The sequence below is a fragment of the Mucilaginibacter sp. dw_454 genome (assembly GCF_018449775.1).
Classification (GTDB): Bacteria; Bacteroidota; Bacteroidia; order Sphingobacteriales; family Sphingobacteriaceae; genus Mucilaginibacter.
This window is the reverse complement of record NZ_JAAVVB010000003.1, coordinates 102,286-115,358: the sequence shown is the minus strand read 5'-3', so window position 1 is coordinate 115,358 and position 13,073 is coordinate 102,286. Positions and strand designations below refer to the sequence as shown.

15 protein-coding genes are annotated in these 13,073 nt (G+C 43.4%); all 15 read right to left on the bottom strand.

What is annotated here, in order from left to right; genetic code table 11:
- Nucleotides 1–33 precede the first annotated feature (33 nt).
- On the bottom strand, nt 34–1,410 hold the full coding sequence (locus tag HB679_RS10970; RefSeq protein WP_214072025.1) for an NADH-quinone oxidoreductase subunit N: 1,377 nt from the start codon (nt 1,408–1,410) through the stop codon (nt 34–36).
- A 9-nt stretch (nt 1,411–1,419) separates the two neighbouring features.
- Nucleotides 1,420–2,874 (bottom strand): NADH-quinone oxidoreductase subunit M, encoded by a 1,455-nt coding sequence (locus HB679_RS10965; protein ID WP_214072024.1) that lies wholly within the window; start codon nt 2,872–2,874, stop codon nt 1,420–1,422.
- Between the two features lies 1 nt (nt 2,875).
- Entirely contained in the window at nt 2,876–4,780 is a 1,905-nt protein-coding gene (gene nuoL, locus HB679_RS10960) for an NADH-quinone oxidoreductase subunit L (RefSeq protein WP_214072023.1), read from the bottom strand.
- A gap of 103 nt (nt 4,781–4,883) precedes the next feature.
- Nucleotides 4,884–5,213, bottom strand: a complete 330-nt coding sequence (gene nuoK, locus HB679_RS10955; RefSeq protein WP_214072022.1) for an NADH-quinone oxidoreductase subunit NuoK — start codon at nt 5,211–5,213, stop codon at nt 4,884–4,886.
- 6 nt (nt 5,214–5,219) lie between these two features.
- Nucleotides 5,220–5,720 (bottom strand): NADH-quinone oxidoreductase subunit J, encoded by a 501-nt coding sequence (locus HB679_RS10950; protein WP_214072021.1) that lies wholly within the window; start codon nt 5,718–5,720, stop codon nt 5,220–5,222.
- Nucleotides 5,721–5,779: 59 nt separating this feature from the next.
- Nucleotides 5,780–6,277, bottom strand: coding sequence for an NADH-quinone oxidoreductase subunit I (locus tag HB679_RS10945; protein ID WP_214072020.1), 498 nt, complete (start codon nt 6,275–6,277; stop codon nt 5,780–5,782).
- 2 nt (nt 6,278–6,279) lie between these two features.
- On the bottom strand, nt 6,280–7,323 hold the full coding sequence (nuoH, locus tag HB679_RS10940; RefSeq protein ID WP_214072019.1) for an NADH-quinone oxidoreductase subunit NuoH: 1,044 nt from the start codon (nt 7,321–7,323) through the stop codon (nt 6,280–6,282).
- Complete coding sequence (locus HB679_RS10935) at nt 7,323–8,321, bottom strand: 2Fe-2S iron-sulfur cluster-binding protein (protein ID WP_214072018.1); 999 nt, start codon at nt 8,319–8,321, stop codon at nt 7,323–7,325. Before HB679_RS10935 ends, nuoH begins: the two co-directional genes overlap by 1 nt.
- Before the next feature lie 130 nt (nt 8,322–8,451).
- Nucleotides 8,452–9,825: an NADH-quinone oxidoreductase subunit NuoF gene (nuoF, locus tag HB679_RS10930; RefSeq protein WP_214072017.1), complete on the bottom strand. Its 1,374-nt coding sequence runs from the start codon at nt 9,823–9,825 to the stop codon at nt 8,452–8,454.
- A 4-nt stretch (nt 9,826–9,829) separates the two neighbouring features.
- Nucleotides 9,830–10,024 carry a hypothetical protein gene (locus tag HB679_RS10925; RefSeq protein WP_214072016.1) on the bottom strand — a complete coding sequence of 65 codons (195 nt, stop codon included), beginning with the start codon at nt 10,022–10,024 and terminating at the stop codon, nt 9,830–9,832.
- Nucleotides 10,025–10,028: 4 nt separating this feature from the next.
- The gene (locus tag HB679_RS10920) at nt 10,029–10,208 is read right to left on the bottom strand and encodes a hypothetical protein (RefSeq protein ID WP_214072015.1); all 180 of its coding nucleotides are present in this window, start codon (nt 10,206–10,208) and stop codon (nt 10,029–10,031) included.
- Between the two features lie 15 nt (nt 10,209–10,223).
- On the bottom strand, nt 10,224–10,742 hold the full coding sequence (locus HB679_RS10915) for an NAD(P)H-dependent oxidoreductase subunit E (protein ID WP_214072014.1): 519 nt from the start codon (nt 10,740–10,742) through the stop codon (nt 10,224–10,226).
- Nucleotides 10,735–11,946, bottom strand: a complete 1,212-nt coding sequence (locus tag HB679_RS10910; protein ID WP_214072013.1) for an NADH-quinone oxidoreductase subunit D — start codon at nt 11,944–11,946, stop codon at nt 10,735–10,737. Before HB679_RS10910 ends, HB679_RS10915 begins: the two co-directional genes overlap by 8 nt.
- A 3-nt stretch (nt 11,947–11,949) precedes the next feature.
- Nucleotides 11,950–12,453: an NADH-quinone oxidoreductase subunit C gene (locus tag HB679_RS10905; protein ID WP_214072012.1), complete on the bottom strand. Its 504-nt coding sequence runs from the start codon at nt 12,451–12,453 to the stop codon at nt 11,950–11,952.
- Nucleotides 12,453–12,995, bottom strand: a complete 543-nt coding sequence (locus HB679_RS10900) for an NADH-quinone oxidoreductase subunit B (RefSeq protein ID WP_214072011.1) — start codon at nt 12,993–12,995, stop codon at nt 12,453–12,455. The genes HB679_RS10905 and HB679_RS10900 overlap by 1 nt, the downstream gene beginning before the upstream one ends.
- Between the last annotated feature and the right edge of the window lie 78 nt (nt 12,996–13,073).

The window sequence follows — 13,073 nt, the reverse complement described above, 5'->3', positions numbered from 1 at the left end:
TTAAATCAATTTCAGGGGGATTTAACGGCCCAATTAAATAAGGCCGCTTATTAATTGCGGGTATACACCAATAACGATAGTTGCCAAAGCAGCAAAGCCCAGCACAAAAGCATAATATGGCGAAACAGCAATCTGCTCGCGCTCGGCACTACGGAAATACATAGCAATGATAACCCTGAAGTAATAGAATATGCTGATGATAGCATTAATAACCGCTATAACTAACAATGCTATATGAAGTTGGCCCATTGCCATATTGAACGCGTAAAACTTACCTATAAAGCCTGCGGTAAGCGGTATACCTGCTAATGAAAGCATAGCTACGGTCAACACAAAAGCCAGAAATGGGTTCTTTCTGCCCAAGCCGTTAAAGCTGTCGAAAGTATCGCTGTTGGTTTCTTGCTGTACCAGTATCAATGCGCCAAAGGCGATAATAGATGCAATTGAATAAGCGGTAGCATAAACCAGGATGGTATTGCCAGACGCTGCGCCTAAAGATAATATAGCAAACAATAAATAACCTGCATGCGAGATACTTGAGTACGCCAGCATACGCTTAAAGCTTTGCTGATATAAAGCGGTGATGTTGCCGATAAATAATGTAATAATAGCAATCACAATCAAAGCCGGCGACCAGATGTTTGACAACAACGGGAAGCAGATAGAGAACAAACGCAGGAAAGCCGCGAAGCTCGCTGTTTTTGACACAGTCGACATGAAAGCAGTGATCAATGATGGTGCACCTTCGTAAACGTCGGGGGTCCAGAAGTGGAATGGCGCTACGCCTACTTTAAAGCATAAGCCTACTATTACTAACATTACACCCACGCAAAGCATTGGCGAAAGCGTTCTCTGTGCAAGCACAAAACTTTGAATTTTCTCCAGGCTGAATGAACCGGTTGAACCATAGATCAGCGTAAAGCCGAACAATAAGAAACCTGTTGAAAAAGCGCCCATCAGGAAGTATTTCAACGCGGCTTCATTTGAAGCAAAATCGTTCTTTTTGATACCGGCCAATATGTATAAACTTACTGACATGATTTCGATGCCGATAAACAGCATGGTTAAGTTGTAGTAAGATACCATGACAATGACGCCCGCTAAAGAGAACAGGATGATGGCATAATATTCGGCAATGTGATTGCTGATCCTTTCGAAATAGTCTTTGGATAACAATAGGATCAATATAGTTGAGACAATAGCTACCACAGAAAAAGCAACTGAAAAGTTGTTGAATAACAACATACCACTGTATTGTGGTACCGCGCCGGTGTTCCATTGCGCAATTGCTAAACCTAATGCAACAAGCAGCCCTATAACGGTTACAGGCAACAACGCTTTTTGCATTTTATACAAACCTAAATACAAAAGCACTATAGGTAAAACAGATATGACTATTATGGTATTCATGATTAAAACTTACCTCGAAACTTTTACAATGTATATCAAATGCTCAACCGCAGCAGCAGATATATGCAGTATAGGCTGCGGATACACACCTAAACCGATGATCAATAAACAGATGATACCCAGGGCCAGTTTTTCAGAACCGTGGATGTCAGTAAATGTTGCTGTTAACTCATTAGTGGTGCCTTGCATCACATTTTTGTACATGCGCAGCATATAAACCGCACCAAATATGATAGTTAAACCGGCAACGGCCGCAAACCATATGTTATATTGATAAACACTATTTAATAATAAAAACTCGCCGATAAAACCGTTGGTTAATGGTAAAGCCACCGTACCTAACACGATAATTAAAAACGCGATCGAAAATTGCGGAGCTACCTTAGCAATACCGCCCAGCTCGCTAATGGTACGGGTACCTAAACGGCGGCTGATGATATCCCAGATAAAGAACATGCCTACTACATTAATACCGTGGCTCAGCATCTGGATCATTGCTCCTTGCAGACCTTGCGAGTTCCAGGCAAAAATACCGGCAGCAATTAAGCCAACGTGCGCGATAGATGAATAGGCTACCAGACGTTTACCGTCTTTTTGAGTAAATGCTATAACCGATGCGTAAACAATACCTATCACTGACATGCCCATCACTACGTTCTGCCATGACATTACACCTTGCGGCGCAATAGGAACCAACCATCTGATCACACCGTAAACACCCATCTTCAACATGATACCGGATAGCATCATCGTACCTGCGCTTGGCGCTTCGGTATAAGTATCGGGCTGCCAGGTATGGAATGGAAACAAAGGCATCTTGATAGCAAACGCTATAAAGAAGGCCCAGAATATCAAGCTTGAATGGCCTGTTGCCAGGCGTGCACCGCGGTATAGATCAACGATATCATAAGTCTGATTTGGCGATTGCAGGTACAAGAAGATCATTCCCAGCAGCATAAATAGCGAGCCGGCAAATGTGTAAATGAAAAATTTAATAGTGATGCGGATGCGATTTTCACCACCCCATAAACCACAGATAAAGTAAATAGGTATCAAAGCTGCTTCCCAACCAACGTAGAATAAGAAACCGTCTAAGGCGGTAAATACAACCAGCATACCTGCTTGCATAAATAATATCAACGCGTAAAAAGCATTGGCATTTTTGTATTGATGTTTGTAGGTGGTTAAGATAATAAGCGGCACCAGTACTGTAGTTAACAATACCATGATCATGCTTATACCATCAATACCGGCTTTAAAATAAATGCCCATTTGTGGTAGCCATGGTACATCAATTCCAAACTGGCTGGTTGCATCGGGTACAAATTTTGCTAAAAACACGCCTGCTATTGCCAGTTCTACAACAGAGAAAAATAATGCAGCGTATTTAGCCGACTCGTTCTTGAATAGAAGAACAGCAAGCGCCGCTATTACCGGCAAAAATATTAATATGCTAACGGTCATTTTATATGGTAAACAATTTTAAACTATATAACAAGATGGCAACTATGCCGGCTACCATCATAAAGATGTAAAACCCAACATTACCGGTTTGCAGCAAACGCAAAGCCTTACTGGTTTCTAAAGTGCCTTTACCCAAATCGTTTATTAAGGCATCAATGCCTAAACGCTCAACAATATTGTAGAAGAAGCCTGACAACGCATCCAATGGTTTACGGATCAGGAAATCATAGATCTCGTCAACATAAAACTTATGGTATGACAGGTTTGCCAATATCGAGCGTTCTTCGGTATCTTCAACAGGTAACTGTGCCTTGCTAACGTATTTGTTGTAAGCGAAGGCCATTGCAACTAAGGCAAGACCTACAGATATACCCATTAAGGTCCATTCTGTACTGGTGCTCAATTCATTTTCGCCTAATATTTTAGCTGATCTTTCAAAAACCGGCGACAGGAAAGCATGTAACTCATGATGACCACCCATTATTGCTGGTACACCGATAAGTCCGGCAACTGCTGATAAAATAGCTAGCACGATGAGCGGGATGGTCATACTTGCCGGCGACTCATGTACATGATGCTCCTGCTCATGTGTTCCGCGGAATTTACCCCAGAATGTCAGGTACATCATGCGGAACATGTAGAATGATGTCAGCATAGCGGTAATAACACCTATTGCATAGTAAGTAGGGTTATGCGCATAAGCTGCTGCTAAAATTTCGTCTTTTGAAAAGAAGCCTGAGAATGGCGGGATACCTGCGATAGCGATAGTACCAACTAGCATGGTAATGAAAGTAACTTTGATCTTGCCTTTCAATCCACCCATTTTGCGCATATCCTGCTCACCGCCCATGGCGTGGATAACAGAACCCGCACCCAGGAATAATAATGCTTTGAAGAAAGCATGAGTTAATACGTGAAAGAACGCACCAGTGTAAGCACCAACGCCTAATCCCAAAAACATATAACCCAATTGAGATACGGTTGAATAAGCCAGTACCTTTTTTATATCAGTTTGTGTAAGTGCAATCAATGCTGCGAAAGCTGCAGTAGTTAAGCCGATGATGGCAATGACCTCCATAGTCTGAGGCGCCATGGTGAAAAGGATATTCGAGCGGGCAATCATATAGATACCTGCAGTAACCATGGTAGCAGCGTGTATCAATGCAGATACCGGGGTTGGGCCGGCCATCGCATCCGGCAACCAGGTAAATAACGGTAACTGTGCCGATTTACCTACTGCACCAACAAATAACAATAAGGTGATCAGCACCAATGGTGCATCATGCACACCAGCTACTCTGCTAAATACAGTGTGGTAAGATATGCTATCGAAAGTATTAAAGATCAAAAATATGCCTAACAGGAAACCTAAGTCGCCAATACGATTCATGATAAAGGCTTTCTTGGCGGCATCGGCATAGCTTGGGTTGGTGTACCAGAAACCGATGAGCAGGTAAGAGCATAAACCTACACCTTCCCAACCAATAAACATGATCAGGTAGTTTGAGCCCATCACGAGTAAAAGCATGAAGAAAACAAACAGGTTCAAATAAGCAAAGAACTTACCGAAACCTTCATCATCATGCATATAGCCTACAGAATACAGGTGGATCAAAAAACCTACGCCGGTAATGATCAGCAACATGATAGCGCTCAACTGATCTACCAAAAAAGAGAAATCAACGCTTAGTTTGCCAACCGAGAACCAGGTAAACAAATCAACATCAATAGCGTGCCCGGTTGATTTTACCTGGAAAAAAGCAGCAAGGCTCAATCCAAATGATATCAAAACCAATAAACTGCCGATAAAGCCAATTACGCCTTTTGACAGCGTGTTGCGGCCCAGGCCGTTAATAACGAAACCGGCTAACGGTAATAAAGGAATAAGCCAGATGTATTTCTCCATAATTTTTTGCCCCCTAGCCCCCTAAAGGGGGAATAATAGTTGGTCTTTTATTTTTTAAATATTGTTTGTCGCCTTATCCTCCCCCTTCAGGGGGTCGGGGGGCTTACCATTTCAATCTATTCAGTACGTTAATGTCTATCGAGTTTGTGTTACGGTAGATCATTACAATGATAGCCAGGCCTATTGCTACTTCAGCAGCGGCCAGCGCCATGATAAAAAATACAAACACCTGTCCGCTTGAATCGCCTAAATAAACCGAGAACGCTGTTAATAACAGGTTCACCGCATTCAGCATCAGCTCAACCGACATAAATATTACGATGGCATTACGACGTACCAATACGCCAATAACACCTATTGCAAATATTACCGAGCTTAACAGAATATAAGCGTTAAGCGGTACGGTTTGTATGGTTTGTGTTAAGTGTTCCATATTAATCTACGCTGTAGTTTTTGGGTCTTTAGTAGCCAATAAAACAGCACCAACCATTGCCGATAACAGCAATACCGATGAGATCTCAAATGGCAACAAATACTCGTTGAACAATGTCTTTCCTAAATTTTTAACCAGGCCCAGGTTAGGGTCTTTTAATATTACCGGTTCTGAATGGCCAAAGGTTCTTAAAGCTGCAACAATAGTTACCAGGAAGCATCCGCCGCCTATAACTGCTGCAATTTTGATAAGGTTTGATTTGGGTTGCTCGCTCTCTTTGTTCAGGTTCATTAACATCAGCGTGTACAGGAAGAGCACCAGGATGGCGCCCATGTATACAATAAAGTTAACTATCGCTAAAAACTGGGCGTTAAGTAGGATATAGTGAACAGTGAACGTAAAAAACGTTAATATCAGGTATAGTATGCTATGCACCGGGTTTTTGGCTGATATAACCAAAATGGCGAAGAATACGGACAGAAACGCTATAAAGTAAAATGTATTCATGGTTAACTATTGCAAGACATTCGACCTCTTTAAATCGGGGGCAAATGTATAAAACTTCTTTATTGATTTAACGGCGCTTCAACTAATTTGTCTTTACCGTAAATAAAATCCTTCCTTAAATAATCAGACGGTACGATGTCGCCATCCAGGTAGATCGCCTCTTTAGGGCAAGCTTCCTCACATAATCCGCAGAAAATGCAGCGTAACATATTGATCTCATACACCGCAGCATATTTTTCTTCGCGATATAAGTTCTCTTCGCCAGGCTGACGTTCGGCCGCTATCATCGTGATCGCTTCTGCAGGGCATGATAATGCGCAAAGGCCACAGGCCGTGCAACGCTCTTTACCATTCTCGTCGCGCTTTAATGAGTGCATACCGCGAAAATTCTCAGAGAACTCGCGTTTTTGCTCAGGATAGCTGATGGTTACCGGCTTTTTGAAAAAGTGGCTCATGGTAATGCCAAGTCCCTTTACGATAGCAGGCAGGTAAGAACGCTCTAACAAATTGAGCGGCTTGTTGTCTACTGCTTTTCTTTTATTACTTAATGGTTCCATCTTTATCCTCTAATAAAAGTAATCCAAAGTCCGGTTATAATAATGTTTGCTATAGCCAACGGAATCAGGGTTTTCCAGCCCAGGTCCATCAATTGGTCATAACGGAAACGCGGGATTGTCCAGCGCACCCACATAAAGAAGAATATGAAGAAAAATATCTTCGCAAACAGCGCAACTACGCCTATAATAGCTACAAGGTTTGGCGAGTGGATCAAATCCATAAAAGGAAAGTTATAACCGCCAAAGTAAAGCGTAGCCATAACTGCCGATGAAATGAACATGTTGATATACTCGGCAAACAGGTAAAAGCCCAGTTTCATTGATGAATATTCGGTGTGATAACCACCTACCAGCTCGGTTTCGCACTCAGGTAAGTCAAACGGTGAGCGGTTGGTCTCTGCAAATGCACATACGATGAACAGCAGGAAGCCTAGTGGTTGCTTGAAAAAATTCCAGCTAAACCAGCCGTTGGCCCAAAAACCATGCTGCTGCTCGGCTATCTGGCGTAAGCTCAAAGTACCTGTAACCAGCAATAAAGCGATGATTGACAGACCCATTGAAATTTCATAGCTGATATTTTGAGAAGCTGCACGAATAGCACCCAGCAAAGAATATTTATTGTTTGATGCCCAGCCACCAATCATGATACCATATACACCTAACGATACTACACCGAAGATGTACAGAATACCCACGTTGATATCAGCCACCTGCAAATCAATAACATGCGTACCGATAACCAATTGCTGTCCCCATGGAATAACTGCCGAACCGATACAGGCTGTCATGATAGCCAGTGACGGGCCTACAATGAACAGGAAACCGCTTGAGTTGGTTGGGATGATCTCTTCTTTCAAAAACATTTTACCACCATCGGCTAAAGGCTGTAATATACCCCATGGGCCGGCGCGGTTAGGACCAATACGATCCTGAAAAAATGCCGCGAATTTACGCTCGGCATAGGTGGAGTACATAGCTATCACCAGGCTTATCGCGAAGATGATGATAACCAGTATAAATTTAATAATGATGTCTGCTAATGCCATTATAATCGGGTTTCGCGTTCAAATTGTTCTTTATTGGCCTCTTGCAATACCGGGTTGGCTTTTACAACCGGTAAAGGTTTCATGGTGTCGTAGTGATTAGAGCTAATCACAGAATGATTAGATACCTTACGAGGGCCTTCAATAACCCAATCGGCTGTTTTCTTTTTATCAAAGCGACAAGTGTTACAGATAAAGTCTTCTACCTCGCCGTATTGATCTTTACGTGCAGTTACGCGTAATACGTCATCACCTTTATACCAAAGGGTTACTTCACCTTTACATTTCTCATGGTCGCAATCGCGATGTGCTTCAACTGGTTTGGTAAACCAAACGCGGTTTTTAAAGCGGAAAGTTTTATCGGTTAAAGCGCCTACCGGGCAAACGTCAATAACGTTTCCTGAGAAATCATTGTCGACAGCAGCCTGGATATAAGTTGAGATCTCTGAATGATCGCCCCTGTTCAGGATACCGTGGATACGGTGATCTGTGATCTGATCGGCAGTAAAAACACAACGGTAGCAAAGTATGCAGCGCGTCATGTGTAGCTGGATCTTATCGCCAATATCTATTCTGTTGAATGTACGACGGTCGAACTCATAACGGGTTTTTGCTGCGCCGTGCTCAAAGCCTAAGTTCTGCAGATCGCACTCGCCAGCCTGATCGCAAACCGGGCAATCCAGCGGGTGATTGATCAACAACATCTCTACCACACCTTTACGCGCCTCAATAACCTCTGGCGAGGTCATGTTTTGCACCTCCATACCGTCCATCGCCGTAGTACGGCATGACGCTACCAGCTTAGGCATAGGGCGCGGGTCTTTTTCAGAACCTTTGCTCACCTTTACCAAACAAGTACGGCATTTACCACCGCTACCGGCCAGTTTAGAATAATAGCACATAGCGGGCGGCACAACATCACCACCTATAACGCGTGCTGCGTTCAGGATGCTGGTTCCGTCCGGTACTTCTACTGATATTCCGTCTATCGTTACTTTCATTGACACTTTATCTTAGTCAAATTTTCAATTTCTGTCGTTGCGAGCGTAGCGTGGCAATCGCGAACTTTGCATGATTGCTTTGCCTCCTTGAGATTGCCACGCTACGCTCGCAATGACAACCTTTTTTTATTTATGCCGTCGCTTCCGGTTTCGGCTCTGGCTTAGGCAACGGATCTGCATAATGCGCCAATCCATAATTCCTGGTCACCGCTTCACTTGCATGCGTTACGTGCCATTCAAACTCATCGCGGAAATGGCGTATCGCACTGGCTACCGGCCAGGCTGCTGCATCGCCCAACGGGCAAATGGTATTACCTTCAATTTTTTTAGCTACATCAACCAACAAATCCATGTCGCTCATGCTGCCATGACCGTTTTCAAGACGATGTAATACTTTCTCCATCCAGCCAGTACCCTCACGGCAAGGCGAACATTGTCCGCAGCTTTCATGGTGATAAAAGCGGGCGAAGTTCCAGGTATTTCTAACGATACACTGATCCTCATCAAACGCAATAAAACCACCCGAACCCATCATCGATCCGCTAACAAAACCACCGTCAGACAATGACTCATAGCTCATCAAGCGGCCTTCGCCATTAATGGTTTTCAGGAACAGATTAGCCGGTAAAATTGGCACCGATGAACCACCTGCAACAACCGCTTTTAAACGTTTGCCGTTGGCAATACCGCCGCAATACTCATCGCTATATAAAAATTCTTCAACCGGCAGGCCCAAATCTATTTCGTATACACCCGGTTTAACCAGGTTACCGCCTGCAGATATCAGTTTGGTACCGGTACTACGGCCTATGCCCAATTTAGCATACTCCTCGCCACCATCGTTAATGATAGGGACTACCGCTGCTATAGATTCAACGTTGTTCACCACGGTAGGGCAACCATACAAACCCGCAATAGCCGGGAATGGTGGTTTAATGCGCGGGTTACCACGTTTACCTTCCAGTGATTCTAATAAGGCAGTTTCTTCGCCGCAGATGTAAGCACCACCACCAGGTTGTACATACAGCTCCAGGTCATAACCGGTACCTAAAATATTTTTACCCAGGAAACCATTTGCTTTTGCTTCGGCAATGGCTTTTTCCAGGATGCGGATTTGCGGCATCATTTCGCCGCGTACGTAAATGTATGATGTATTAGCACCCAGCGCGTAGCTGCTGGTGATCATGCCCTCAATTAGTAAGTGAGGAATATAGGTCATCAGGAAACGATCTTTGAAAGTGCCCGGTTCAGACTCATCGCCATTACAAACCAGGTAACGTGCAACACCTTCAGGCTTAGCTAAAAAGCTCCATTTCATGCCGGTAGGAAAACCCGCACCACCACGGCCGCGCAAGCCCGACTTCTTTACTTCTTCCACCACTTCATCGGGTGTCATTTTCTTTAAAGCTTTCTCTACCGATGCGTAACCGCCTTTTTGGCGATATACCTCAAAAGTATTGATGCCGGGTACGTTAATATGTTCTAAAAGTAATTTGCGTCCCATCTTCTTAATATATTTTTCCCGTTGCCTTATAATAGTTAACATGCTGGAAAATCCGCGTGCTCAACATTAAAAACGCAATCAGTATTTTAAAACCAAAATTAATTCCTGCAAATGGGTTCAGATCGCCGGGAAGTAAAAACGCGATAATCAATATCGTGTATACTATATCCCTTATAATCATCATTCTTTTAGTGGTCATCAGCTTAAAAATACCTTCCGGTTTCGTTATAATAGTTAATATGTCTTACTACACAACTGGCAAATGCTACAACAAGCAAGGGTACCAGTATAATTCCGTAGTCTCTTATTCCGTTAGTAGCAATTACCAGCAGCAGGCCTAATGCAAATAATGAATCTCCAAGTATCAGATTTGCATTATCCATTGCACGGTAATTGATTTATCCTTTTGCCTTTAAGTCAGTGATCAACTGATCAACCGACTCGTTAGTTAATTTTTCGTAAAACGTATATTCAGGACCTATCTGTAAAACCGGCGCAAAACCGCAGGCTGCCAGGCACTCAACACCGCGCCAGCTAAATAAGCCGTCGGCAGTAACTTCGCCTTCTTTACCAATTTTTTGTTCCAGGTGATCCATTATCTTCTCTGCACCAACCAGGCAGCAAGGCCCGGTACGGCAAACTTCCAGCACATATTTACCTTGCGGACGCAAAAAGTACATCGAATAAAATGAGGCTACCTCATAAACTTCAATAGGCTGAAGCTGTAGATATTCGGCTACTTTATCCATTGCAGGGGCGCTTGTCCAGCCAAATTCGGCTTGTACCAAATGTAAAATCGGTAACAACGCCGATTTTTGTTTTCCTGCCGGATAACGACTTACTACATCATCAAACTGAGCTATTAAAGCGGCTGAAAATTCAACCGGACTTTGTACGGTATCTTCAACTCTAAGCATCTAATTCTCCGGCTATAACGTTTAAACTACTCATGTTAATTATCGCGTCAGACAGTAACATACCCCTACTCATTGGGGCGTACATCTGGTAATTAATAAAACTTGGTCTGCGGAAGTGCAAACGGTATGGCGAGCGACCACCATCATTCACTAAATAAAAACCTAACTCGCCGTTAGCGCCCTCAACCGAGTGATATACTTCGGTAGTTGGGGTAGGGATCTCGCCCATCACAATTTTAAAGTGATAGATTAGCGCTTCCATGTTATTGTAAACTTCTTCTTTTGGAGGCAGGTAAAACTCAGGTACGTCGGCGTGGAAAATATCGGTTGGTTCTTTTTCCAGCTTAACCAATGCTTGCTCAATGATGCGCATACTTTGCCACATCTCCTCGTTACGCACCAGGAAACGATTGTAAACGTCGCCATTCTCTCCTACCGGTACTTCAAAATCGAAGTCTTCGTATGATGAGTATGGGTTCATTGCTCTAACATCGTAATCAACACCGGCAGCGCGCAATAAAGGGCCACTCCAGCTATAGTTCAACGCATCTTCGGCAGTAACCGCAGCTACGTCTTTCGTACGATCAACAAATATGCGGTTACGGTTAAACAGCGCTTCAAACTGTTTCAGTGTTTTAGGAAACTCAACCAAAAACTTACGCAACTTATCAAAAGCTTTAGCATTAAAATTACGCTCGAAACCACCTATACGGCCAATGTTGGTTGTTAAGCGAGAGCCGCAAACTTCTTCATAAATTTCATAGATCGATTCGCGGAACTCCATCATGTACAGGAAGCCTGTAAATGCGCCGGTATCTACACCCAATACACCGTTACAAACAATGTGGTCAGAGATGCGGGCCAGCTCCATTACGATGACACGCAGGTAATCAACACGTTTTGGGGTGGTGATGCCTAGCAGCTTCTCAACCGTCATGTGCCAACCCATGTTATTTATGGGCGACGAGCAGTAGTTTAAGCGGTCTGTTAATGGAGTTATCTGGTAAAATGGCCTGTGTTCGGCAATTTTTTCAAAAGCGCGGTGAATATAGCCAATGGTTGAAACACCACTAACAATTCTTTCGCCATCTAACTGCAGTACGTTTTGAAATACCCCATGTGTAGCCGGGTGGGTTGGACCCAGGTTGAGGGTAGAATTTTCGTTCTGCGGATCGTTATCTGTATATACCGGATGGTTTTGCATCTCTTATCGTCCGAAAAAGTAATCTTTTTTATCAACACGATTAGGGTCTTCCAGCGGGAACTCTTTTCTCATCGGGAAGGCGGTCATGTCGTCAACATTTAATATTCTGCGCAAATCAGGGTGGCCGTCAAATATAACTCCGAAGAAGTCATACGTTTCGCGTTCCATCCAGTTGGCACCCTGCCATAACACAGTAGCCGTAGGTATGTGGCAAGCAACACCATCAATAAACACTTTTATGCGGATACGCACATTGTTTACCAGGCTGTGTAAGTGATATATTATACCAATAGCTTTCTCCTGTTCAGGATAATGCACGGCGGTAATGTCTGTTAAATATATGAATTGAAAGGTTGGGTCGTTTTTAAGATAACCCAATAATTCAATAATGCTATCTGTACCGGTTTCAATGGTTAGCAGGCCAAAAGGTTCGCCTGTTACAGTAATTTTGCCTTCAAATTTACTATTGATACTGCTTAAAAGCTCTTCGTTAGTGATCTTACCCATTACTGAATTCCGTATGAAGCTAATAGTTTTTGATACTCAGGCGCATTTCTCCTGCGTAATGATTCGGTTTTAACCAACTCCTGGATGTGCATAAAGCCATCAATAATAGCTTCAGGGCGCGGCGGGCATCCGGGTACATAAACGTCAACCGGGATAATCTCGTCAATACCCTGCAATACAGAATAGGTATCAAATATACCACCGCTTGATGCACAGGCACCAACAGCCATTACCCAACGCGGCTCGGCCATTTGCAGGTATACCTGGCGCAGTACCGGACCCATTTTTTTAGCGATAGTACCCATCACCATTAAAAGATCGGCCTGACGAGGTGAGAAACTTAAACGTTCTGCACCAAATCTCGACAAGTCATAATGTGAAGCCATGGTTGCCATGAACTCAATACCGCAGCATGAAGTTGCAAAAGGCAATGGCCATAAAGAGTTTGCGCGAGCCAAACCTACCGCCTGATCCAGCGAAGTAGCAAAAAATCCTGCACCTTCCACACCGGCCGGGGCACCAACTATTTGAATATCACTCATGAAATCTATTAAACAAATATCTGTCCAAAAACATGGATAGAAAGCGCAAATTTATGATAAAAAACCTTGTATTTAGTA